21 protein-coding genes are annotated in these 24,183 nt (G+C 71.0%); 12 read left to right on the forward strand and 9 right to left on the reverse strand.

Features of this window, described 5'->3' with window-relative positions; all coding sequences use genetic code 11:
• The first annotated feature begins 41 nt into the window (after positions 1-41).
• Entirely contained in the window at positions 42-1,301 is a 1,260-nt protein-coding gene (locus OHA64_RS27875) for a PLP-dependent aminotransferase family protein (protein ID WP_405617511.1), read from the forward strand.
• On the opposite strand, the gene OHA64_RS27880 is transcribed toward OHA64_RS27875, so the two are convergent.
• Positions 1,271-2,080 (reverse strand): DUF4253 domain-containing protein, encoded by an 810-nt coding sequence (locus tag OHA64_RS27880; protein ID WP_405617513.1) that lies wholly within the window; start codon positions 2,078-2,080, stop codon positions 1,271-1,273. The two genes, OHA64_RS27875 and OHA64_RS27880, sit on opposite strands and share 31 nt — an antisense overlap.
• 148 nt (positions 2,081-2,228) lie before the next feature.
• Complete coding sequence (gene argS, locus OHA64_RS27885; protein WP_405617515.1) at positions 2,229-3,986, reverse strand: arginine--tRNA ligase; 1,758 nt, start codon at positions 3,984-3,986, stop codon at positions 2,229-2,231.
• 158 nt (positions 3,987-4,144) lie between these two features.
• Between argS and lysS the strand changes: the two genes are divergently transcribed.
• On the forward strand, positions 4,145-5,941 hold the full coding sequence (gene lysS, locus OHA64_RS27890; protein WP_405617518.1) for a lysine--tRNA ligase: 1,797 nt from the start codon (positions 4,145-4,147) through the stop codon (positions 5,939-5,941).
• A gap of 114 nt (positions 5,942-6,055) precedes the next feature.
• On the opposite strand, the gene OHA64_RS27895 is transcribed toward lysS, so the two are convergent.
• From OHA64_RS27895 to OHA64_RS27905, 3 genes are all read right to left on the reverse strand, one after another.
• Complete coding sequence (locus OHA64_RS27895) at positions 6,056-7,459, reverse strand: DUF2637 domain-containing protein (protein WP_405617520.1); 1,404 nt, start codon at positions 7,457-7,459, stop codon at positions 6,056-6,058.
• 183 nt (positions 7,460-7,642) lie between these two features.
• Positions 7,643-8,584 (reverse strand): DUF3558 family protein, encoded by a 942-nt coding sequence (locus OHA64_RS27900; protein WP_405617522.1) that lies wholly within the window; start codon positions 8,582-8,584, stop codon positions 7,643-7,645.
• 133 nt (positions 8,585-8,717) lie between these two features.
• Positions 8,718-9,632, reverse strand: a complete 915-nt coding sequence (locus OHA64_RS27905) for a DUF3558 domain-containing protein (RefSeq protein WP_405617524.1) — start codon at positions 9,630-9,632, stop codon at positions 8,718-8,720.
• Between the two features lie 215 nt (positions 9,633-9,847).
• Here OHA64_RS27905 and OHA64_RS27910 point away from each other — a divergent pair, with 215 nt between their 5' ends.
• On the forward strand, positions 9,848-11,041 hold the full coding sequence (locus tag OHA64_RS27910; RefSeq protein WP_405617526.1) for an RtcB family protein: 1,194 nt from the start codon (positions 9,848-9,850) through the stop codon (positions 11,039-11,041).
• A gap of 164 nt (positions 11,042-11,205) precedes the next feature.
• On the opposite strand, the gene OHA64_RS27915 is transcribed toward OHA64_RS27910, so the two are convergent.
• Entirely contained in the window at positions 11,206-11,982 is a 777-nt protein-coding gene (locus tag OHA64_RS27915; RefSeq protein ID WP_405617528.1) for an SDR family NAD(P)-dependent oxidoreductase, read from the reverse strand.
• A gap of 152 nt (positions 11,983-12,134) precedes the next feature.
• Here OHA64_RS27915 and OHA64_RS27920 point away from each other — a divergent pair, with 152 nt between their 5' ends.
• Both OHA64_RS27920 and OHA64_RS27925 read left to right on the forward strand, forming a co-directional pair.
• The gene (locus OHA64_RS27920) at positions 12,135-12,569 is read left to right on the forward strand and encodes an ester cyclase (protein WP_405617530.1); all 435 of its coding nucleotides are present in this window, start codon (positions 12,135-12,137) and stop codon (positions 12,567-12,569) included.
• A 67-nt stretch (positions 12,570-12,636) separates the two neighbouring features.
• Entirely contained in the window at positions 12,637-13,125 is a 489-nt protein-coding gene (locus OHA64_RS27925) for a MarR family winged helix-turn-helix transcriptional regulator (protein WP_405617532.1), read from the forward strand.
• A gap of 30 nt (positions 13,126-13,155) precedes the next feature.
• On the opposite strand, the gene OHA64_RS27930 is transcribed toward OHA64_RS27925, so the two are convergent.
• From OHA64_RS27930 to OHA64_RS27940, 3 genes are all read right to left on the reverse strand, one after another.
• Positions 13,156-13,503, reverse strand: a complete 348-nt coding sequence (locus OHA64_RS27930; protein WP_405624140.1) for a DoxX family protein — start codon at positions 13,501-13,503, stop codon at positions 13,156-13,158.
• A 138-nt stretch (positions 13,504-13,641) separates the two neighbouring features.
• A complete protein-coding gene (locus OHA64_RS27935) occupies positions 13,642-15,027 on the reverse strand; it encodes an MFS transporter (protein ID WP_405617534.1) in 1,386 nt (461 codons plus the stop codon).
• 93 nt (positions 15,028-15,120) lie between these two features.
• Positions 15,121-15,924, reverse strand: coding sequence for a DUF6597 domain-containing transcriptional factor (locus OHA64_RS27940; RefSeq protein WP_405617536.1), 804 nt, complete (start codon positions 15,922-15,924; stop codon positions 15,121-15,123).
• Between the two features lie 199 nt (positions 15,925-16,123).
• Here OHA64_RS27940 and OHA64_RS27945 point away from each other — a divergent pair, with 199 nt between their 5' ends.
• The 7 genes from OHA64_RS27945 (at position 16,124) to OHA64_RS27975 (ending at position 24,152) form a co-directional block, all read left to right on the forward strand.
• On the forward strand, positions 16,124-17,215 hold the full coding sequence (locus tag OHA64_RS27945) for an LLM class flavin-dependent oxidoreductase (protein ID WP_405617538.1): 1,092 nt from the start codon (positions 16,124-16,126) through the stop codon (positions 17,213-17,215).
• Positions 17,212-17,973 carry an FMN reductase gene (locus OHA64_RS27950; protein ID WP_405617540.1) on the forward strand — a complete coding sequence of 254 codons (762 nt, stop codon included), beginning with the start codon at positions 17,212-17,214 and terminating at the stop codon, positions 17,971-17,973. Before OHA64_RS27945 ends, OHA64_RS27950 begins: the two co-directional genes overlap by 4 nt.
• 112 nt (positions 17,974-18,085) lie before the next feature.
• Complete coding sequence (locus OHA64_RS27955) at positions 18,086-18,787, forward strand: response regulator transcription factor (RefSeq protein ID WP_405624141.1); 702 nt, start codon at positions 18,086-18,088, stop codon at positions 18,785-18,787.
• A complete protein-coding gene (locus OHA64_RS27960) occupies positions 18,788-20,218 on the forward strand; it encodes an ATP-binding protein (RefSeq protein WP_405617542.1) in 1,431 nt (476 codons plus the stop codon).
• A 202-nt stretch (positions 20,219-20,420) separates the two neighbouring features.
• Positions 20,421-21,788, forward strand: a complete 1,368-nt coding sequence (locus tag OHA64_RS27965) for an MFS transporter (RefSeq protein WP_405617544.1) — start codon at positions 20,421-20,423, stop codon at positions 21,786-21,788.
• Complete coding sequence (locus OHA64_RS27970; protein WP_405617546.1) at positions 21,785-23,194, forward strand: alpha/beta hydrolase family protein; 1,410 nt, start codon at positions 21,785-21,787, stop codon at positions 23,192-23,194. Before OHA64_RS27965 ends, OHA64_RS27970 begins: the two co-directional genes overlap by 4 nt.
• 52 nt (positions 23,195-23,246) lie before the next feature.
• Entirely contained in the window at positions 23,247-24,152 is a 906-nt protein-coding gene (locus OHA64_RS27975; protein WP_405617548.1) for a PaaX family transcriptional regulator C-terminal domain-containing protein, read from the forward strand.
• Positions 24,153-24,183: the final 31 nt, after the last annotated feature.

Raw genomic sequence — 24,183 nt, forward strand, 5'->3', positions numbered from 1 at the left:
CTCGCGGGCACGAGTCGTCCCGCAGCCGAAGGAGCCGTGTCATGACGGTCACCGATCCCGCGCCCACCTCCGCCCCCGTGCCGTCCCTCGCCGCCCGGGCCCGGACGATCGGTGGTTCGCCGGTACGGGACATCCTTGCCGTCACCGCCCGCCCCGAGGTGATCAACTTCGCGGGTGGGCTGCCGGCGCCGGAGCTGTTCGACCAGGAGGGCATCGCGGCCGCGTTCCGCGACGTGCTCGCCGAGGCGCCCGCGCGGGCCCTGCAGTACTCCACCACGGAGGGCGAGCCGGCACTGCGGACCGCGCTCGCCGCCCGTACGTCGGCGCGCGGGCTGCCCGCCGACGCCGACGACGTGCTGGTCACGACCGGGTCGCAGCAGGCGCTGTCCCTCCTCGCCACCGTCCTCCTGGAACCCGGGGACACCGTCCTCGTCGAAAGCCCCTGCTATCTGGCGGCGCTCCAGGCCTTCGGCTTCGCGGGCGCGCGGATCGTGGCGGTGCCGGGGGACGCGGAGGGGCTCGATCCGGCGGCACTGGAGGAGCTGGTCGTGCGGGAGCGGCCCAAGCTGCTCTACACCGTGCCCACCTTCCAGAACCCGACCGGGCGGACGCTGTCGGCCGAGCGCCGGGCCGCCGTCGCGTCCGTCGCCGCGCGGCGGGGGCTGTGGGTCGTGGAGGACGATCCGTACGGCGAGCTGCGCTTCGAGGGTGAGCGGGTGCCGTGGATCGCCTCGCACGAGGAGGCCCGCGACCGGGTCGTCCTGCTCGGTTCCTTCTCCAAGGTGATGGCGCCGGGACTGCGGCTGGGCTGGCTGCGGGCGCCGGGTGCGCTGCGGCGGGCCTGCGCGGTCGCCAAGCAGGCCGCCGATCTGCACACCCCCACCGTCAACCAGCTCGCCGCGGCACGGTACCTGGCCGACCGAGACCTGGACGCCCACGTCGAACGGGTCGCCGGGGTCTACCGGGAGCGCCGGGACGCGATGCTCGCGGGGCTGGGGGAGGCGCTGCCGGAGGGCTCCCACTGGACCCGCCCCGAGGGCGGCATGTTCCTCTGGGCCCGGCTGCCGGCGTCGTACGACACCACGGCCCTGCTGCCGCGCGTGGTGCGGCACGACGTGGCCTATGTGCCGGGCGCCCCCTTCTACGCCGGTGAGCCCGACCGCTCCACCCTGCGTCTGTGCTTCGTGACGCAGACGCCTCAGGAGATCGGGGAGGGGTTGCGGAGGCTGGGAGAGGGGCTGGGGACAGTCCCCGGTCGGAGCACGGCGGGTCAGTCCCACCAGAAGTGCCAACTCGGCTGATTGAGGATCCGGCGCTCGGCGTACTCGCGCGGGGTCGGGTCGCCGTCCTGCCAGAAGTTGTCCGGGCAGAACGCGAAGTGCTCGGCGGCGAGTGCCTCCGCGTCGGCGACGTTCGAGGGCGGGCCGGCGACGGAGACCAGCAGGTGGTCGAAGCCGAGCGCCACGACCCGTATGCCGAAGCGGTCCTCCCAGGAGCGGAGCACCGCGCACAGGCGGCCGACGTCGCCCTCGTGGTTGGCGGGGCCCATCCAGCCGATCACGGCCGGGATGTCGGCGCTGCGGCGGGCCGGGACCAGGGCGAGCCGGGGATCCTTGAGGGCGCCCTCGCCCGCGAGGAGGGAGTCCGCGACGTCCGCCGCCACGGTGTCCGGATCGGCCTCGGAAGCGGGTACGGAGGTGGGCGCGGAGTGGTCGGCCTCCTGACCGGGCCACTCGTCCGCCTCCGCCGCGCACTCGTTCCACAGGTCGACCAGTACCTCCTCGGGGTCGTGATCCCCCGGGTACGAGGTGTCTCCCGGCGCCAACTCCCACTCCTCCGGGCCGCCGTGGCCGCCGCCGACATCGATGACGAGGGGCAGCAGACCGGTCATCCGTCGCGCCGGCTCCAGCGCGGCCCAACCGCCGGGCACGGCCCGCTCGTCCGCGCACCACAGCAACGGCTCGTGCCACGGGCCCTCGTCGGTCGTGTCGACCAGTCTCCCGGCGGGGAGCTCGAGCCCGAGGGACGCGCCGCGCGGGTCGTCCGCCAGCTTCGGCAAGGGGTTGGGAAGAGTCGCCATGTCGGTGACTTTAGGGGCAGCCACTGACAACGGCGTCGAGGAGATCCTGGGGCCGGGCAGCGCACCTGGCGCGCGGCACCAACACGCTGCGGCCCGCCCTCCCTTCGCGGGAGAGGACGGGCCGCGCGTGTCGCTACCACTGTGTGGCTCAGAGCCGCTCCGGGGTCCTGATGCCCAGCAGCGCCATGCCCTGGTGCAGGGTGCGGGCCGTGAGGTCGCACAGGAACAGACGGTTCTCGACGTGAGCCGGGGTGTCGGCCTTGAGGACCGGGCACTTGTCGTAGAACGACGTGTACAGCGACGCCAGCTGGAACAGGTACGCGGCCAGTTTGTGCGGTGCGTACTCCGCGGCCGCCTCGAAGACCGTGTCCCCGAACGCGTCCAGATGCAGACCCAACGCCCGCTCAGCCGGAGCGAGTTCGAGCTCGGGGCGGGCGGCCGGCTTCGTCTCGCCCGCCTTGCGCAGGATCGACTGGATCCGGGCGTACGCGTACTGCAGGTACACGCTCGTGTCGCCGTTCAGCGACACCATCTGGTCGAGGTCGAACTTGTAGTCCCGGTTCGCCGACGTCGACAGGTCCGCGTACTTCACGGCACCGATGCCGACCTGAGCGGCCCGCTCCTGGATCTCGTCCTCCGTGAGGTCCTGCGCCTTCTCCCGTACGACCTCGGCGGCCCGCTGCACCGCCTCGTCCAGCAGGTCCTCGAGCCGTACGGTCTCGCCCTCACGCGTCTTGAACGGCTTGCCGTCCGCGCCGAGCACCGTGCCGTAGCCCATGTTGTGCGCGGCGACGTCGTCGCTCAGCCAGCCGGCCCGCCGAGCCGTCTCGAAGACCATCTTGAAGTGCAGGGACTGGCGCACGTCCACCACGTAGAGCAGCGTCGACGCGTGCAGGTCGAAGACACGGTTGCGGATCGCGGAGAGGTCGGAGGCCGCGTAGCCGAAGCCGCCGTCCGCCTTCTGCACGATCAGCGGCACCGGCTGGTCGTCCTTGCCGCGGATCTCGTCGAAGAAGACGACGAGCGCGCCCTCGGAGCGCACCGCGACACCGGACTCCTCCAGCAGCCGCGCCGTCTGCGCCATCATGTCGTTGTACGCGGACTCCCCGACGATCTCCTCGTCGCGGATCTCCATGTCGAGCTTCTCGAAGACGGAGTAGAAGTAGACCTTCGACTCGTCCACGAACCGCTGCCACAGGTCCAGCGTCTCCTTGTCACCCGACTGAAGGTCGACGACCCTCTTGCGCGCCCGCTCCTTGAACTCCTCGTCGGAGTCGAAGACCACGCGCGACGCCTTGTACACCCGGTTCAGATTGCTCATCGCCTGATCGCCGTCGACGTCGGCCGCCGGGGCCAGCTCGCCGGGGTTCTCGATCAGGTACTGGATGAGCATGCCGAACTGGGTGCCCCAGTCGCCGATGTGGTGCCGGCCGATCGTCTTCTCGCCGGTGAAGTCGAGCATGCCGCGCAGGGCGTCGCCGATGACCGCCGACCGCAGGTGACCGACGTGCATCTCCTTCGCCACGTTCGGCTGGGCGTAGTCGATGACTGTGGTGCCCGCGTTCTCCTTCAGCGGCACACCGAGGCGCTCGCCGTCCGCGTACCGCGCGGCCAGGATCTCCGTGATCGCCCTGTCCGAGAGCGTGATGTTCAGGAAACCGGGCCCGGAGACCTCGATGTCCTTGATCAGGTCACCGGTGACCACCTCGGAGACGACCTCGGTCGCGAGCTCCCGCGGGTTCGCCTTCGCCTTCTTGGCGAGAGCCAGGATCCCGTTGGCCTGGAAATCAGCCCGGTCGCTTCGGCGCAGCAGCGGGTCGGCGGAACCGGCCTCCGGCAGGGCAGCCGAGAGAGCCGTCGCGAGGTGCTGCTGGACGGAATCGCTGAGGGACGTGACCGGGGCCATAGGAGTGGGTGCCGTTCTCCTCGTGGGAATAGGTGGGCCCGCCCAGTATCCCACGGGGCGTAAAGCGGTTTTCCTGGGCGCGAGGTGGTCTGGGAGAATGGAGCGTCGGCCGTGCGAACGTTCCGGCTGCCCGTGTGAAACCTTCAGAAAAAGAGGACGTGCCGATCGTGGCTCAGAGCACCGAGACCACCGACTGGGTCTCCCGTTTCGCGGATGAGGTCATCGAGGAGTCGGAGCGTCGGGCCTCGGGCAAAGCGGCATCACCCGCTGCCGCTCCGGTGGTCGTCGTCGCCTCCGGGCTGTCCCCGTCCGGGCCCATCCACCTGGGGAACCTGCGCGAGGTCATGACCCCGCATCTCGTCGCCGACGAGATCCGGCGGCGCGGCTACCAGGTGCGCCACCTGATCTCGTGGGACGACTACGACCGGTACCGCAAGGTGCCCGCCGGAGTCACCGGCGTCGACGAGTCCTGGGCCGAGCACATCGGCAAGCCGCTCACCTCCGTCCCGGCCCCCCAAGGCTCCGCCCACCCGAACTGGGCCGAGCACTTCAAGGCCGCGATGGTCGAGTCGCTCGCCGAACTGGGCGTCGAGTTCGACGGGATCAGCCAGACCGCGCAGTACACCTCCGGGGTCTACCGCGAGCAGATCCTGCACGCGATCAAGCACCGCGGCGACATCGACGCGATCCTCGACCAGTACCGCACCAAGAAGGCCCCCGCCAAGAAGCAGCAGCAGAAGCCGGTCGACGAGGCCGAACTCGAGGCCGCCGAGGGCTCCGGCGCGGCCGGAGAGGACGACGGCAGCTCGGGCGCCGCCGGGTACTTCCCGTACAAGCCGTACTGCGGGAACTGCGAGAAGGACCTCACCACGGTCACCTCCTACGACGACGACACCACCGAGCTGACGTACACCTGCGCCGCCTGCGGCTTCTCCGAGACGGTCCGGCTGAACGAGTTCAACCGCGGCAAGCTGGTCTGGAAGGTCGACTGGCCGATGCGATGGGCCTACGAGGGCGTCGTCTTCGAGCCGTCCGGCGTCGACCACTCCTCCCCGGGGTCCTCCTTCCAGGTCGGCGGGCAGATCGTCGGGATCTTCGGCGGCAAGCAGCCGATCGGGCCGATGTACGCCTTCGTGGGCATCTCCGGGATGGCCAAGATGTCGTCCTCCCGCGGCGGCGTGCCCACCCCCGCCGACGCGCTGAAGATCATGGAACCGCAGATCCTGCGCTGGCTGTACGCCCGCCGCCGGCCCAACCAGTCCTTCAAGATCGCCTTCGACCAGGAGATCCAGCGTCTCTACGACGAGTGGGACAAGCTGGACGCCAAGGTCGCTGGGGGCACCTCCCAGGCTCTCGGCTCTGGGGGAGGCTCGGCCCTCCCGGCGGACATCGCCGCGCACTCGCGTGCCGTGCGGACCGCCACCGGCGCGCTGCCGCACACCCCCCGGCCGATGCCGTACCGGACCCTCGCGTCAGTCGCCGACATCACCGCCGGCCACGCGGACCAGGCCCTGCGCATCCTCAGCGAACTCGACCCCGCCAACCCGCTCACCTCCCTCGACGAGGTCCGGCCCCGCCTCGACAAGGCCGAGACGTGGACCAACACGCAGGTGCCCGCGGACCAGCGGACCATCGTGCGCGACGAGCCCGACCACGACCTGCTGAAGTCCCTCGACGAGCCGTCCCAGCAGTCGCTGCGGCTCCTGCTCGACGGGCTGGCCGAACACTGGTCCCTCGACGGGCTCAGCCACCTCGTCTACGGCGTGCCCAAGGTGCAGGCCGGGTTCCCGGCCGACGCCACCCCCAAGGAACTGCCGCCGGAGATCAAGACCGCCCAGCGGTCGTTCTTCGCGCTGCTGTACCACCTGCTGGTCGGCCGGGACACGGGGCCGCGACTGCCCACGCTGCTGCTGGCGGTGGGTCAGGAGCGGGTGCGGGTCCTGCTAGGGCAGTAGGCCGCCTCGTGACGACGTAGGCCGCTTCGTTACGACGATGGGGGCGCCCGGTGTTCGCCGGGCGCCCCCATCGTCGTCCGTACGCGGTGCCGCAACGACTACAGGCGGTGTCACTCAGGCGATGTGGTCGTCCTCCAGCTCCACGGTGTGGCGGTTCTGGAAGCGCAGCACCATGCGCTTGGCCTCGGCGTCCGGGACGGGCGTGCCGAACGTCGCCTCGACGTTGTCGCCGAACTGGCGCGGGGACGGATAACCGCCGTTGATCGACTGTTTGAAGACCTGGTAGAACGACTCCTCGTCCGGCTCGGCGACCGGAGTGCCGCCGCCCTCACCGAGCTCACGGGTGCGATTCGGGCCCACCGGGATCGGGAAGGTGCCGGTCTCCTCCGGGGAGGGCTCCTGGGTCTCAGGCTCCTCCTCGAACTGCTCGCGGTACTCGTCCGCCCGCTGCTGCTCCTCGTACCACCGGGCGTACTGCTCCGAAGGGTCGTAGGTCGGGTCGTAGCCGCCCTGGTAGCGGACTTCGTGCGGGGACTGGAACCAGGGGCTCTGGTCGGACTGGGGGCCGGGCTGCGGGCCGGGCTGCGGCTGGGCCTCTTGTGTGTACTCGGGCTCGGGCGTGGACGCGGACACGGGCTGGTCGCCGGGCCGGTTCGCCTGGGGAGTACCGCCGAGCTCCAACCGCTGCTCGCCGGAAGGCGTGGCCGCTCGCTGCGCATCGGGAGCCGCCCCGGCGGCACGTTGGCCCCCGGCAGCTCCGGCAGCTCCGGCAGCTCCGGCAGCTCCGGCAGCTCCGGCTGCCCCGGTCACCGCGGGGACCTCGGGCTGCCGGGGTGCGGGCGGGAGGAGGGCCGGTTCGATTCCCGCCGCCGCCAGGCCCGCCGGAGCCGTCTCCGCCAGCGGCACGCCGTAGCGCGCCAGCCGCAGCGGCATCAGGCTCTCCACCGGCGCCTTCCTGCGCCACGCCCGGCCGAAACGGGAGCGGAGGCGGGCCCGGTAGACCAGACGCTCCTGCTCCAGCTTGATGACCTGCTCGTACGAACGCAGCTCCCACAGCTTCATCCGGCGCCACAACAGGAACGTGGGGCCCGGGGAGAGCAGCCAGCGAGTGAGGCGGACGCCTTCCATGTGCTTGTCGGCGGTGATGTCGGCTATGCGGCCGATCGCGTGCCGGGCCGCCTCCACGGAGACCACGAACAGGATCGGGATCACCGCGTGCATCCCCACACCCAGCGGATCCGGCCAGGCCGCCGCGCCGTTGAATGCGATCGTCGCCGCCGTCAGCAGCCAGGCGGTCTGGCGCAGCAGCGGGAAGGGGATACGGATCCAGGTCAGAAGCAGATCGAGGGCCAGCAGGACGCAGATGCCCGCGTCGATGCCGATCGGGAACACATAGGAGAAGTTCCCGAAGCCCTTCTGGATGGCCAACTCGCGGACAGCCGCGTACGAACCGGCGAAGCCGATGCCGGCGATGATCACGGCGCCGGACACGACCACACCGATGAGAATGCGGTGCATCCGAGTCAGCTGGACTGGCGCGGCCACCCGTAGTCCCCTCCCATTGCGTGTTGTTGCGCGCAACAGAGTGGCACATGTGTGCGTCGGACGCGTCTTCGGTACGTCAGGAGCCCGGTCCCCGTAGGAGGCCGGGCTCCGTCAGACGGACGCCGTGAGCTGCGCGTTGGCGTCCAGGTGTGACAGTCAGCTCTTCTTCGCCGCTGAATTGGACGGGGAGGCGCTCTTCGAGGGCGACTTCGACGCGGCCTCCGAGGGCGACGACGAGGACTTCGACGCGGCCTGAGACGGGGACGCGCTCTTCGACGCCGACGGCGAGCTGCTCCCCGTGCCCTCGCCACCGTCGTTCGTCTTGCCCGCGCCGTTCGCCTCCGCCACCGCGGCCACCGTCTCCTTGGCCGCCTTCTCGGCGAGCTTCGTCAGGGTGGCGGCGCTCGGCGTCTTCTCACCGGCGAGGCCCGCGCCGTTGTAGTCGACGGTGATGACGACGTTCTCGACGCGCGTGACGACCGTCTGCTGTTTGAAGGAGCCTTCCTTCTTCTTCAGGTCGTACGTCACCGTCGTCGCCTGGTCGCCCGTCCCGGCGAGCGGCTCGGACTTGGCCTTCTTCGCGCCGTCCACCGACTGGGCGTCCTGGATCTGCTTCGCGTAGTACGCCTGCGCCTGCTTGTCGCCGGTGCCGCGCGAGGTGTCCGACTCGAAGCGCAGCATCGAGATGTTCAGCCAGCGGAACTGGGAGCCCTTGACGCCGTTGTTGTCGAGGCTGTTCCAGGAACAGCCGGCCCGGGTCGCCGTGTCACCGGAGGAGCCCTCCTTGCCGGACTTCGTCCCCTTCGGCACGAGGTCGTCCAGGGTCTTCTTCGACACCACCGCACAGGGCTTCGGGAGCGCGCTGTACGCCGCCGCCTGCACCGTCGGTGACGAGCTCGCGGACGCCGTCGCCTCCGGGCCGCCCGAACTGCCGGTCTTGCCGGCGGCGTCGTCGGAGCCGGAGTCCGAGGAGCAGCCGGCGGCGATCAGCATCGCGGGGACCACTGCCGCGCAGACAAGGACGCGGTTGCGGCTCGTCGCCCGCCGCTCGCGCTGGTCTCGCTCGTCCCGCCGGTCTCGCTGTGCTGGTCGCTGCATGGTTCCTTCACTCATGACGCTCGTGGTTCCTGCCGTCTGATCGGGTCCGAGGAGCCACCGTACGCGGTGAGGAACCTGTGTGGCCTTCGTTCGGTTGCTTTGTGCGTGCGGGTGAGAGGTCTGTGAAGGGGCGTCAGTCGGCCAGGGCGTCGGCCAGTTGCGCGGCCAGTTTCTGGGCGTTGTCCTGCATTTCCTTGCTGTCGGGAGCCACCCCGAGAGTCGCCGACTGCTCCTCGTACGCGATCGTCACGATGACGTTCGACGTGCGGAACGCCACAGTCACCGTGCGCTGCTGGGCCGTCGAACCGGAACTGCTCAACGCGTCGTCCAAGAACGCCTCGTCGCCGAGATCGTCGAGGAGACGGGGCTGGACATCGGTCGGCGGGACGGAGGACGAGGAGGTGGGGGACGAGGGCGCCGAGGAGGCAGGGGAAGCAGGGGAGCCGGAGGAACGCGAAGAAGGCGAAGAAGGCGAGGAAGGCGAAGAAGGTGACGAGGGCGCTGAGGCGGAGCCGGTCGGGGTGGCCGTGGGGCTGCCGGTGCTCGCGCCGCTCGGGTCCCCGCTGCCCTCGTCCGACGTGGCACTGGAACTGGCCGGCTCCGGCAGGTCGGCCGCGACCACCATCTTCGCGAACAGCTCCTGCGCCTCGCTGTCGTCGCTCACGGTGTTGTCGTACGACACCACGCGCTCCAGGTCGACGAGCAGATGGTCGGTGGCGTCCCGCTGCTCCACCTTCCAACGGCAGCCCACCTTGCGGTCGGTGTCGAAGGTGAGGGTCGGCTCGCCCGCGTACGCCTTGTCCCGCTGATCCTCGTCGGTGATCTGCCGGATGCCCGGCAGGAGCGAGTCGAGGGTGCTCCGGCCCGCCGCACCGCAGGGTTCGGGGAGGGTGCGGTACCGGCCCGGCTCGGCGGCGGGGGACGCGGTGCCGGCGCTGCCGGGGTTCGCGTCGTCCGTCGTGCCACCGTCGTCCGAGCTTCCGGTGCAGCCGGCCAGCAGGGCCGCGAGGAGTGCGGCGACGCCGGTTACGTACGCCTTCCGCTGCACGGTCAGGCTCCTCTCGACGGTGTCTGTGGGCGGGTGCGCGCACTGGGGAACTCAGTGTCCCCGCTGGTTAATCGCTTGCCGCACGGGGGCGCCCCCTGGAGACAATGTCTATCGCACGCATGGCCGTGGACGCCGGTCCGTTGTCCCTTTCGTTGACCTTGGCGCCGGTTTTGCTGTTCAGGGCTTCTGTTGTTTTCCGGGGGAATGAGGAAGAAATGTCGTACGTGGAAATGCCGGGCGCGAAGGTCCCGATACGCATGTGGACCGACCCGTCGACGGTCGAGGAGGGCGCACTCCAGCAACTGCGCAACGTGGCGACCCTGCCGTGGATCAAGGGCCTGGCGGTCATGCCGGACGTCCACTACGGGAAGGGAGCGACGGTCGGTTCCGTCATCGCGATGCGGGGGGCCGTGTGTCCCGCCGCGGTGGGGGTGGACATCGGGTGCGGAATGTCGGCGGTGAAGACCTCGCTGACGGCCAATGACCTGCCCGGGGATCTGTCCCGGCTGCGGTCGAAGGTCGAGCAGGCGATCCCGGTGGGGCGTGGGATGCACGACACCGCCGTGGAGCCCGGCCGGTTCCACGGGTTGGCCACCGCGGGGTGGGACGACTTCTGGGGGCGGTTCGAGGGGGTGGCGGATGCGGTGAAGTTCCGTGAGGAGCGGGCCACCAAGCAGATGGGAACGCTCGGCGGAGGCAACCACTTTGTCGAAATCTGCACGGATACGACCGATTCTGTCTGGCTGATGCTCCACTCCGGTTCCCGGAACATCGGCAAGGAACTGGCCGAGTTCCACATCGGCGTCGCCCAGAAGCTCCCGCACAACCAGGGCCTGGTCGACCGTGACCTCGCGGTCTTCGTCGCGGACACTCCGCAGATGGCGGCGTACCGTAACGACCTGTTCTGGGCGCAGGAGTACGCGAAGTACAACCGCACGATCATGATGGCGCTTCTGAAGGACGTGGTCCGCAAGGAGTTCAAGAAGGCGAAGCCGACCTTCGAGCCGGAGATCAGCGCGCACCACAACTACGTGGCCGAGGAGCGCTACGACGGGATGGACCTGCTCGTGACCCGCAAGGGTGCGATCCGGGCCGGTTCCGGCGAGTACGGGATCATCCCCGGTTCCATGGGCACCGGTTCGTACATCGTGAAGGGCCTCGGCAACGCGAAGTCCTTCAACTCGGCCTCGCACGGCGCGGGTCGGCGGATGAGCCGCACCGCGGCGAAGCGCCGGTTCTCGACGAAGGACCTGGAGGAGCAGACACGGGGCGTCGAGTGCCGTAAGGACTCCGGCGTCGTGGACGAGATCCCGGGCGCCTACAAGCCGATCGAGCAGGTCATCGACCAGCAGCGGGACCTGGTGGAGGTCGTGGCGAAGCTGAAGCAGGTCGTCTGCGTGAAGGGTTGACGCGCAGGACGTGCGGCAGCGTCACTTCGGGGCGTGTGTCACCGCGTAGATCATGACGAAGGCCACGATGTGGATGCCGAAGAGGAAGTGCGTCAGCTACATCCGCATGTGGCGTTCGTTCTTCTCCTCCCGCAGGCGCTGCTGTTCCCGGTCGGCGTCCGTCATCACAGGTCCCGGTGGACCTTCGTGTTGGATGCCTGGGCGCGGGGGCGGAGGACGAGGAGGTCGACGTTCACGTGGCTGGGGCGGGTGACCGCCCAGGTGATCGTGTCCGCCACGTCGTCCGCCGTGAGCGGTTCGGCGACGCCCTCGTAGACCTTCTCCGCCCTCTCCTGGTCGCCGCCGAAGCGGGTGAGGGCGAACTCGTCCGTCCTGACCATGCCGGGGGCGATCTCGATGACGCGGACCGGGCGGCCGACGATCTCCAGGCGCAGGGTCTCGGCGAGGACGTGGGCGCCGTGCTTGGCGGCGACGTAGCCGGCGCCGCCCTCGTACGTGCCGTGGCCGGCCGTGGAGGAGACGACGACGATCGTGCCGTCGCCGCTCGCGTCCAGCTTGGGGAGCAGGGCCTGGGTGAGGTTGAGGGTGCCGATGACGTTGGTCTCGTACATCGTGCGCCAGTCGGCCGGGTCGCCGGTGGCCACCGGGTCGGCGCCGAGGGCTCCGCCCGCGTTGTTGACCAGCACGCCGATCGTCTGGAACGCGGAGGCGAACTCGTCCACCGCCGCGCGGTCCGTGACGTCCAGCGGGTACGCGGTCGCCTGGTGGCCCGCCGCGAGGATCTCCTTCGCCAGGGCCTCGATACGGTCCTTGCGGCGGGCGGTGAGGACGACGCGGTAGCCGGCCGCGGCCAGCTGTCGGGCCGTGGCGGCGCCGATTCCGCTGCTCGCACCCGTGACGACGGCGATGCGGGAGGCGGCGGACGGGGCGGCGGTGGCCATGGGTGCTCCTCGGGCGGGGTCGGAAACCTGTTCGGCCAGGATAGGCAGGCCCGGCGACCGGGCGGTCCGGCATCTCGTTCTCCGGTCTGCTCGGGCGGGGGCGCGGTGGGAGAATTGATGTGGTGATCCTCTGACTTCGCTGGAGGTGGATCATGGGACAGGCACGTGAAGTGATGGACCGGCTCACGGACGCGTTGACCGCGCAGCAGGACATCAAGGTCGTCGGGGAGCTGTATGCCGAGGACGCGGTCGCCTTCACCCCCGACGAGGGGGAGATCCACGGGCGCGACCACATCGTCGAGTACTGGCGGCAGATGACGGAGGCGGTCCCCGAGGCCACGTTCGAGACGCTGCACTCGTACGAGGTCGGCGACACGGCCATCGACGAGGGATTCTTCGGCGGGAGGAACACCGGGCCGCTGCAGTTGCCCACCGGGGAGACCCTCCCGGCTACCCAGAAGGAGCTCAGGATCCGCGGGGTGGACATCGCCACCGTGAAGGACGGCCGGATCGTGGACTACCGGCTCTACTTCGACGAGATGGAGTTCCTGGGGCAGCTGGGGCTGCTGCCCGACGAGCCGTCCTGAGCCGACTCCGCCTCACGTCCGCATGCGACGTACGATCTCTGCGCGGCGCAGAGGAGAGGCGGACGGGATGGTCGGCGAGGCGACGGCGGGCAAGGCGCGCGAGCGGCTGATGGCGGAGCTGTCCACCGTCTCCCGCCGTTACATGGCGTCGTACGCCCTCTTCAACCAGGCCGTCGCCGATCACCTCGGGCTGCACCCCACCGACCTGCAGTGCCTGAACCTGCTCACCCTCGAGGGCGGGCCGGTCACGACCGGCCGGATCGCCGAGCTGACGGGGCTGACGACCGGCTCGGCGACTCGGCTGGTGGACCGGCTGGAGCGCGCGGGGTACGTCGTGCGGGAGCGGGACGCGGCCGACCGGCGGAAGGTGCTGGTGGTGACCGTGCCGGAGAAGGTCGCCGAGTTCGGGCGGATGTGGGACCGGCTGGGCGGCGGCTGGGTGGAGCTCTTCGACGATCTGGACGACTCTCAACTCGGGCTGCTCGTCGACCACATGAGGCGTACGACGGAGTTCAGCGCGGCTCAGGTGGCCCGGCTGCGGGCGGGCGAGGCGTGAACGCCTGCGGTGACCGGACCCGGAACCGGGTCACGCCAGGGCGCCCAGCGTCATCGCGGCGACCACCGGGGCGGCGTACACCAGCGGGAACGGGATGTGCGAGTACCACCGCGCCCGCGCAACGGTGACGACCGCCCCGGCGAAGTACAGCACCAGGCCGATCCCGGCCGCGATCCCGATGGCCGGCACGAGCAGGCCGACCAGTAGACCCACGGCCCCGGCGACCTTCGCCGCCCCGAGCCGGGGCCACCACGAGCTCGGCACGTGGTAGTCGGTCAGGGCCTTGGTGATCCACTCGGCCCGGGTGAGGACGACGATCCCCGAGTAGCCCGCCATGGCGGCGGCCAGCAGGGTGACGACGGTGTGGGCGACGGACATGGTGTGCTCCTCGTCGGTGGGCTGCGGTGCGTTCACCGGGTTGACGGGGAGCGGGACGGAAGTGTGACGGGGCGGCCGAGCTTCTTCTCGTCGCTCTCGTCGTTCTCGCCGGCGGCCGCACCCGGGGCCCGGCATGCCTCAGTGGTGGTGGTCCGCCTGCGCCTCCCGCGGCAGCAGGCGTACGAGGGGCAGGCACAGGGCCGTGGCCGCGGCGACCACGACGAGGCTCACGGTCATCGCGTGGGCCTGACCGCCGTCGGTCGAGTGGAAGTACACCGTGGTGACGGTGGCCGCGCCGATCGCGTTGGCGACCTGCTGCACCGCGTTGAGGGAGCCGCTCGCGCTCCCCGCCTCCTCGGGGGCGATGTCGCCGATCGTGACGTCGTAGACCGTGCCGAAGCAGGTGCCCATGCCGACGCCGATCAGGAGCACGGGCGGGACGAGGGCCCAACTGCCGACGGCCGTGCCGGAGTCGAGGACCAGAAGGGCCAGGTATCCGCAGCCCGCGAGGACGATCAGTAGTCCGGCGACGACGAGCCGGCGGCCGTAGGAGTGGATGAGGCGGTAGCAGGCGATGGAAGCGATGACGATCCCGAGGGAGAGGGGGATCAGCCCGAGCGCGGTGTCGGCGGGGGAGCGGCCGAGGCCGTGCTGGAAGAAGAGGGAGAGGACGTAGAGGAGACCGGCGGTCGCGGCGAAGGCGACGATGCCGAGGATCAGGCCCGAGGTGAAGCCGCGGTTGCGGAGCAGCGACGGCTGGACGAGCGGGTGGGCGGCGGTGCGCTGGCGGTGGCAGAAGCCGGCGAACAGGGCGAGTCCGAGGAGCAGCAGGGCGAACGCGCGGGGCGTCCAGCCGTGGTCCGAGCCGTCGATGAGGCCGCCGAGCAGGCCGAGCAGTGCGCCGCCGAGCAATGCCGATCCGGGGCCGTCGACCGACACGGACGGATCGCCGGTGTCACGCGGCAGCAGGCGTGCGGCGGCGAGCAGGGCGGCACCGCCCAGGACCAGGTTGATCAGGAACATGGGGCGCCATCCGAGCCCCGCGAGGTCGGCGTCGACGAGGAACCCGGCGAGGATCGGGCCGCCGACGGCCGACAGGCCCATCACCGGCCCGAACAGGCTGAACGCCTTGCCGATCTGGTCGCGCGGCCAGGTGGCGCCCAGGATGCCGAAGCCCTGCGGGATGACGAGCGCGGCGAAGGCGCCCTGGACGAGGCGGGCGACGACCAGCGCCGGCGGGGTCGGGGCGAGCCCGCAGGCCAAAGACGCGGCGACGAAGCCGGTCAGGCCGAACAGGAACATCCGGCGGCGCCCGTATCTGTCGCCGAGCCGTCCGCCGGGCACGAGCAGCACGCCGAGCGCGAGCGCGTAGGAGGCGCCGAGCCACTGGACCAGGCTCGCGCCGCCGCCGAGATCCTCGGTGATGGTCGGGGCGGCGATGTTGGTGATCGTGGCGTCGAGGAGGTCCAGCACGTCGGCGGCGAGGACCACGGCGAGGATCGCCCAGCGGGTGCGGGCGGACATCCACTTTTCATCTTTGTCATGCAGTATCTGCGTCACGCAGATAAATGTCGGACACGGAGGGTTGAGGGTCAAGCGCATTTTGATGCCGGGAGGTCAGTGCACGGCTTGCGCGTACGCCGTCGGCGGTACGCCCACCGTCGTCGTGAAGTCGCGCACCAGGTGGGCCTGGTCGGCGTATCCGAGGTCGGCGGCGAGGGCGGCCCAGTCCACCGCCTTGTCCGTCTCCGCCCGCTCCAGTGCCTCGTGGATGCGGTAGCGCAGGATGACCCACTTGGGGCCGACGCCGACGTACGCGGCGAACAGGCGCTGCAACAGTCGTACGGACACGCCCTCGGCGCGGGCGAAGTCGGCGACGCGGCGGATCGTGCGGTCGGTCCGGATGCGGTCGACGAGGGTCATCGCCAGGTCGGCCTGCGGGTCGGGGTGCGGGCCCAGCGTCAGCAGGAACGCGTCGAGGGCCGCTGCCCGAGCGGCGTCGTCGTCCGGGGCGAGGATCGTGGCCGGGTCGGTGTCGGCGTACACCTCGGGCTGCCGGATCCGCTGGCCCGTCCACTCCGTCACCGCCCGCTCCGGAGCGAAGGGCCGGAAGCCGCCCGGCCTGAACTTGACGCCGCACACCCGGCCCCGTCCCTCCAGCTTCTGCGCGAACAGGCCGTGCTGGACGCCGGAGACCTCGGCGAAGGGCTCCTGGTCCGGGAACCGCTGGAAGACGATGTTGACGGCCGGGTGCGGGACCACATGGGAGACGTACGGCTCGGAGAGGTTCCAGTCGATCAGCCAGTACTGCTCGACGTATCGGCGCAGGGGTTCGGCGGGCTCGACGCGGCGGAAGTCCACGTGCGCGAAGAGTTCCGTGGCGTCGACGATGCCTCGGGTGTCACGGCGTACGGGGGCCATGAGGGGATCGTAGGACGGGGTACTGACATCGGGCACGGGGTCGATGCGCGGGCCCATGGGTGCAGTCCGTCGGGAATCGTCGGAATGAGACGGGGGATACGCCGGGGGGTGCCCGGGGGGTGCGGCGGGGAATACGCGTGGCCGGGGGATCGTTGCAGGGCTATAGTTGAACGGTCAACAACTTGGAGGTTGAGCGACCATGCAGTTCGGGATCTTCAGCGTCGGCGACGTCACGCCGGACCCGACCACGGGCCGTACGCCGAGCGAGCACGAGCGCATCAAGGCCATGGTCGCCATCGCGCTGAAGGCCGAGGAGGTCGGGCTCGACGTCTTCGCGACCGGCGAGCACCACAACCCGCCGTTCGTGCCGTCGTCCCCGACGACCATGCTCGGCTACGTGGCCGCGCGGACGGAGAAGCTGGTCCTGTCCACCTCCACCACCCTCATCACCACCAACGACCCGGTGAAGATCGCCGAGGACTTCGCGATGCTCCAGCACCTGGCGGACGGCCGGGTGGACCTGATGATGGGGCGCGGCAACACCGGGCCGGTGTATCCGTGGTTCGGGCAGGACATCCGGCAGGGCATCAACCTCGCCGTCGAGAACTACGCCCTGCTGCGTCGGCTGTGGCGCGAGGACGTCGTGAACTGGGAGGGGAAGTTCCGTACCCCGTTGCAGGGCTTCACGTCCACGCCCCGCCCGCTGGACGGCGTGCCGCCGTTCGTCTGGCACGGCTCGATCCGCTCGCCGGAGATCGCCGAGCAGGCCGCGTACTACGGCGACGGCTTCTTCCACAACAACATCTTCTGGCCGGCCGACCACACCAAGCGGATGGTCGAGCTCTACCGCAGCCGGTACGCCCACTACGGGCACGGCACGCCCGAGCAGGCGATCGTCGGCCTCGGCGGCCAGGTGTTCATGCGGAGGAACTCCCAGGACGCGGTGCGCGAGTTCCGGCCGTACTTCGACGTCGCCCCCGTCTACGGGCACGGGCCGTCGCTGGAGGAGTTCACCGAGCAGACCCCGCTGACCGTGGGCTCCCCGGAGCAGGTCATCGAGAAGACCCTGGCCTTCCGCGAGTACGCCGGTGACTACCAGCGCCAGCTGTTCCTGCTGGACCACGCCGGACTGCCGCTGAAGACCGTGCTGGAGCAGCTGGACATGCTCGGCGAGGAGGTCGTACCGGTGCTGCGCAAGGAGTTCGCGGTCGGACGTCCGGCCGAGGTGCCCGAGGCGCCCACCCACCAGTCGCTGCTCACCGCCGCCTCGAAGGGAGAGACCACCGAATGAAGCTCGTCGTCGTCTCGGCCGGGCTGAGTGTCCCGTCGTCCACCCGGCTGCTGGCCGACCGGCTGGCCGCCGCCGTGGGGCGCCGGACCCCGGTCGACGGGCAGGTCGTGGACACGGAAGTCGGGGACACGGAAGTCGGGGACACGGAAGTCGTGGACCCGCAGGTCGCGGACACGCAGGTCGTCGAGACGCGGGTCGTCGAGTTGCGCGACCTCGCCGTGGAGATCGCGCACAACTTCACCAACGGGTTCCCGGGGCGGAAGCTCGCCGCCGCGATCGACGCGGTGACCGGGGCGGACGGGCTGATCGTCGTCACTCCGGTGTTCTCGGCGTCGTACAGCGGGCTGTTCAAGTCGTTCTTCGACGTGCTCGGCGTGAGCGACGAGGACGCGCTGGCGGGAAAGCCCGTGCTGATCGCGGCGACCGGCGGCACCGCCCGGCACAGCCTCGTGCTGGACCACGCGCTGCGGCCGCTCTTCGCCCACCTGCGGGCCGTCGTCGTCCCGACCGGGGTGTACGCGGCCTCGGAGGACTGGGGCGCCGAGGGACTGGACGGGCGGATCGAGCGGGCGGCGGGGGAGCTGGCGGGGCTGATGACGGGGTTGTCGGTGGGCACGCGGGGTCAGCGGGCCACGCAGGTCACGCCGCCCGCACAGGTCACGCAGGTCCCCAACGACGGGTCGGGAAACCCCACAAGCGTCTCGGGCGACTTCGCCGTCGTGCCGTTCGAGGAGCGGCTGGCCGCGCTGCGGGTGTGAGCGTGCGCCGGGGCCGTGTGACGGTGAGATCCCAGTAAGAAGGGTGACCGTAAGAACCCTCACACGGCCCGGTCGCCGGAGGCCAGGGCACACTGAGGACGTGTCCCGAACCGTGCTGCTCGCCGAAGACGACCGCGCAATCCGTCACGCCCTGGAGCGGGCCCTGACACTGGAGGGCTATCGGGTCACCGCGGTCGCCGACGGCGTCGAGGCGCTGGCGCAGGCCCACCGGACCCCGCCGGACGTGCTCGTCCTGGACGTGATGATGCCCGGTATCGACGGCCTCCAGGTCTGCCGGGTGCTGCGCGCCGAAGGCGACCGCACGCCGATCCTGATGCTGACGGCACTGGTCGAGACCCAGGACCGGATCGCCGGCCTGGACGCGGGCGCAGACGACTACGTGGTGAAGCCCTTCGACGTCGAGGAGGTCTTCGCCCGGCTGCGTGCCCTGTTGCGCCGCACCAGCCCGGTCGGCGCTCTGACCGGCGTGCCGAAGCCGCCACCGGCCCCTGAGGGGCAGATCGAGGCGGCCGGGCTGCGCATGGACGTACAGGCCCGCCGCGCCTGGCGCCGGACGCGCGAGCTGGAGCTGACCCGCACCGAGTTCGAGCTCCTGGAACTGCTGGTGCGCAACGCGGGCATCGTCCTCGACCACTCCACGATCTACGACCGCATCTGGGGCTACGACTTCGGTCCCGGCTCCAAGAACCTAGCCGTGTACGTCGGCTACCTGCGCCGCAAGCTCGACGAGCCGGGCGCGCCCGCGCTGATCCACACGGTCCGCGGGGTGGGTTACGTGCTGCGGGAGGACTGAGTGCGCCGCCTCGGGCGACTGCTCTCCTCGCGGCGGCCCCGGCTGCTGTCCCTGCGCACCACCTTCGCGCTGTCCTTCGCCACGGTGACCGCCGCCGTCACCGTCCTGGTCGGGGTGCTGTCGTACAGTGCGGCCGCGCGGCTGGTGCGGGTGGACCAGGAGTCCGTGTTCGACCAGGTCGTGCAGGATCTGCGGGACGAGGTGCGCCAGCACAGCATGGCGCCGGAGGACTTCTCCTCGTCGGAGCCGGGTCACGACCTGGTACGGCCGGCCCGGACCGATGTGCAGGTGCTGGGGTCGGACGGTGCGGTCGTCGACCCGGGCCGCCCGGGCCTGCCGGTGACCGGCAGCGACCGTCGGACCGCGGGCGTCATCGTGGCCGGGCGGACGGTCGAGCACAAGGACGTCGGCGTCGGCAGCGACGTCTACCGCATCGCGACCGTCTCCCTCGGCGGCGGCCGGGGCGCGGTGCAGGTCGCGCAGGAGTTCAGCGACACCGAGGACCTGCTGCGGGCGCTCCAGCAGCGGACCCTGATCCTGATGGCCGCGGTCGTGGTCGGGGCGGGGCTGTTCGGCTGGTGGCTGGCCCGGCGCATCACCCGCCGCCTGGTGATCCTCACCTCGGCCGCCGAGGACGTCGCCCGCACCCGCCGCCTCGGCATCCAGGTACCCGTCACCGGCTACGACGAGGTCGGCCGCCTCGGCCGCGCCTTCGACCGCATGCTCGGCCGTCTCGCCCAGTCCGAGGAGGACCAGCGCCGCCTCGTGCAGGACGCCGGGCACGAGCTGCGTACGCCACTGACCTCGCTGCGTACGAACATCTCGCTGCTCCACAGGATCGACGAGCTGCCCCCCGCCACCCGCGAGGAGCTGGTCGCGGACCTCGGCCAGGAGGCGCGTGAGCTCACCGACCTGGTCAACGAGCTGGTGGATCTCGCGGCCGGGCAGTCCGACACCGAACCGCCGCGACGGGTCGACCTCGCCGACATCGCGGAGGACGTCGCCGGGCTCGCCCGCCGCCGCACCGGCCGTCAGATCCTGCTCCGCGCGAGGGGCGACACCACGACCGACGGCCGGCCCGCCATGCTGACCCGCGCCCTGTCCAACCTCGTCGACAACGCGGCGAAGTTCGACCGTGACGGCACCTCGCCCATCGAGATCGACGTCACCGGCCCCGCCGTCCCGGGGACCGTCCGCGTCGAGGTCCTCGACCGCGGCCCCGGTGTCGCCGACACCGACCTCGTCCGCGTCTTCGACCGCTTCTACCGCGCCGCAGACGCCCGCTCCCTGCCCGGCTCCGGCCTCGGCCTGTCCATCGTGCGGGAGGTGGCACTCGCGCACGGGGGAACGCCGTTCGCGATCCGGCGGGACGGGGGCGGCGCGGTGATCGGGTTCACCGTCGGGGGCGGGCTCAGCTCGTTCGGGTCTTAGCAGGCGCGGGCCCCCGGGCCGGTCCATGAGCCGGTGACCTTGCGAAATCGACGATTCAGCTGACGGTCCGCCGTCACGGGGGAGTGCTCTGCCCAAAAGAGGGTGCGGCCCCCTCCCTCGAGCAATGTTGTGCACTTTCTTGACGGAGGTGACTCAAGCGCCTAACTTCACGGTGTCCTTCCCCCGCTCAAGGGAGACCGCGATGCCCCACCCCATCGCATCACCGCCCGCGCCCCCGTCCCCCGAACGCGCCCGCCAACTCCGCAGGGTCGCCCTGTCCGGACTGCTCGGCACCGCCGTCGAGTTCTACGACTTCCTGGTCTACGGAACCGTCGCCGCCCTCGTCTTCGGCGAGCTGTTCTTCCCCGGCGCCGACCCCGCCGTCGGCACGATCGCCGCGTTCGGCACCTTCGCCGCCGGCTATGTCGCCCGCCCCCTCGGCGGCATCCTCTTCGGTCACTTCGGCGACCGGCTCGGCCGCAAGTCGATGCTTTTGCTCACCATGGGCCTGATGGGCGGCGCGAGTTTCCTCGTCGGCCTGCTGCCCACGTACGACACCATCGGTGTCTGGGCGCCGGTCCTGCTGATCGCCCTGCGGGTCGTGCAGGGCATCGCCATCGGCGGTGAGTGGGGTGGCGCCACGCTGATGGTCGTCGAGCACGCGGGCGAGCGGCGGCGCGGACTGTGGTCCAGCTTCACGCAGATGGGAGCCCCGCTCGGCTCCCTGCTGTCCACCGCCGTCGTCGCGCTCGTCGTCGCCCTCCCCAAGGACGAGTTCGCGGCCTGGGGATGGCGCGTGCCGTTCCTGCTGAGCGTGGTGCTGCTCGGCGTGGGCCTCTTCGTCCGGCTCAAGGTCGTCGAGAGTCCGCTCTTCGCCGAGGTGAAGAAGGACCGCGCCGAGTCACGGCTGCCGATCCTCGACGTACTGCGCCGCCCGCGGCCCCTCGTGCTGGCCTGCTGCGTCGGCATCGGCGCCTTCACCGCCCAGTCGCTGCTGACCAGTTACCTCATCGCGTACGCCACCGGCATCGGCTACGCCCGCCCGCAGGTGCTCACCGCGCTCACGGTCTCCGCCTGCGTCGCCCTGGTCGTGCTGCCCTGTGCGTCCGCGCTCTCCGACCGGATCGGCCGCCGCCCGGTCGTCCTCGCCGGAGCCCTCGCCTCGGCGGCGCTCGCCTTCCCCGTCCTCGCGCTGGTCGACTCGAAGTCGCCCGGACTGCTGATCCTCGCCGTCGTCCTCGGCCACGGCATCGCCCAGTCCACGATGTACGGCCCGCTGGGCGCCCTGCTCACCGAGATGTTCGGCACCAAGGTCCGCTACACGGGAGCCTCCCTCGGCTACCAGGGCGCCACCCTCATCGGCGCCGGCTTCTCCCCGATGATCGCCGGCAGCCTGGTGGCGGGGAACGGCGGCTCCAGCACCCCGGTGGCGCTGCTGCTGCTCGGGGGCGCGGCGATCACCGCCGTGACCGTCCTCTTCGTACGCGAGACCAGCCGGTCGTCCCTCATCGACGCCGCCGACACCACCACGGCCTCCGACGCCCCCCACACGCAGGAGATCTCCGCATGACGCCCCGCACCCGCACCCGTACCCGCACCCGCCCCCGTACCCGCACCGCCTGGGTCGCCGCCCTGCTGTTCGCCGCCACCGCCCTCCCCGCCTCGACGGCGGTCGCGGTGGACACGAGCCACATCGAGGGCCGCCTCCCCTCCGGCGCCACGTACCTGATGGATGTGCCCTCGGCCTGGAACGGCACCGTGCTCCTCTTCAGCCACGGGTACAACGAGACCGGCCGGCCCAACCCCGCGCAGGACGCCCCGGACGAGGCCACGAAGGCCCTCCTCCTCCAGCAGGGATACGCGCTCGTCGGTTCCTCGTACGCCACCACGGGCTGGGCGGTGACGGACGCGGTCCCCGACCAGATGGCCGCCCTCTCCGCCTTCACCGACCGCTTCGGCGCGGCCGGCCGCACGATCGCCTGGGGACGGTCGTACGGCGGGCTCGTCACCACCGCGATCGCCGAGCGCCACCCCGACCGGATCGACGGCTCCCTGTCCATGTGCGGCCTCGTCCACGGTGGCATCGCCAACTGGAACAACACCCTCGACCCCGTCTTCGCCATCAAGACACTCCTCGCGCCCGGCTCCGACGTCCCCCTGGTGAACCTCGCGGACCAGACGGCCGCCACCGACGCGGCGAACACCCTGACGGCCGTGGTCGACTCGGCGCAGACGACGCCCGAAGGCCGGGCCCGCACAGCCCTGGCCGCCGCCCTGCACAACATCCCGGTCTGGAACCAGCCGACGCAGACCCGCCCCTCCGCGACCGACTGGGACGCCCAACAGGCCAACCAGTACGAGGCCGTCAAGGGTCTGCTGAAGATCGCCGCCTTCAACCGGCGGCAGGAGTCCGAGTCCCGGGCCGGCGGCAACATGTCCTGGAACACCGGCGTCGACTACGCCGCGATGCTCGGCCGCTCCTCCGTCCGCAAGGAGGTCACCGAGCTGTACAAGAAGGCCGGCCTCTCCCTGCGCGCCGACCTCGCCACCCTCGACCGCGCCCCGCGCATCAGCGCCGACCCGGCCGCCGCCGCGTGGATGAGCCGGACCAGTTCCTTCACCGGCCGGCTGACCAAGCCGCAGTTCGACATCCACACCACCGGCGACGCCCTGGTGCCCGTCCAGACCGAGAGCGCCCTGCGCCGCGCCGTCACCGCCGCCGGTTCGGCACCCCTCCTTCGACAGGCCTACGTCGAGAACGCCGGGCACTGCACCTTCAGCCCCGCCGAGCAACTCGCCGCCCTGCACACCCTGGAGGACCGCGTCAACACCGGCGGCTGGCACGACACCGACCCGGGATCCCTCAACACCGCGGCCGCCGCGGCCGACCCGACCTCCCCCGCCCGTTACGCCGCCTACCGTCCCGCCCCGTACCCGCGGCCGTACGACCTTGCCCATCCGGCCGACCGCCGCTGACGTGCCACGACCGCCCGCGGCATCCGGAGCGGGCGGTCGTACGCTTGCCAGCGTGGAGGACAACGACATCCTGGACACCTCGGGCGGCGACACCTCGGGCGGCGAGGGCAGCGACATCGCGGGCAGCGACCCCAGCGACCCCTCGGGCAGTCCGCAGCTGCGCCCGCAGTCGCTGATGCTGGCCTTCTTCGGCAACCACGTCCTGGACGCGGGCGCCCTGGGTGTCTACTCGGGCAGCATCATCGACGTGCTCGGCCGCGTCGGCGTCGGTGAACAGGCCGTACGGTCCACGCTGACCCGCATGGTCAACCGGGGGCTGCTGCGGCGTCAGCGGGAGGGCCGCCGGATGTACTTCGGCCTGACCGCGCAGGCGACGCGCGTCCTGGAGGACGGCCGGATCCGGATCTGGCAGAAGGGCGCGGTCAACGACGACTGGGACGGCGGCTGGACGCTGCTGGGCTTCTCGTTCCCCGAGTCCTGGCAGCGACAGCGCCATGACCTGCGCTCGCAGCTCGCGTGGTCCGGATTCGGCGCGCTCTACAGCGGGCTGTGGGTCGCCCCCGGGAGGGTCGAGGTCGCCGACATCGTCGCGGAACTCGGCCTCACCGCCCACGTCAAGATCTTCCACGCCCGGGCCGACGAGGCCACCGACATCGGGCTGATGGTCCGCGACACCTGGGACCTGGAGAGCATCGCCGCCCGCTACGTCTCCTTCGACAAGCGCTGGACCGCCCATCTGGACGCCGGGTCCGGGGACGACCCGATCGGGACCCGGCTGCGGCTGGTCAGCGAATGGCTCTGGACCATCCGCACGGACCCCCGGCTCCCGGCTCTCCACCTGCCCGCGGAATGGCCGGCCCGCCCCGCCCAGGAAACCTTCCGCCGCGTCGCCGAACAGACCGAGGTGCCCGCGGAACGGATGGCCGGCGAACTGCTGGACACGGCGCCGCTGCGCTAGGCGACGCCGTGTCCGTGCAGTTCGTCGTCAG

Source organism: Streptomyces sp. NBC_00076, from assembly GCF_045041235.1.
Lineage (GTDB): Bacteria > Actinomycetota > Actinomycetes > Streptomycetales > Streptomycetaceae > Streptomyces.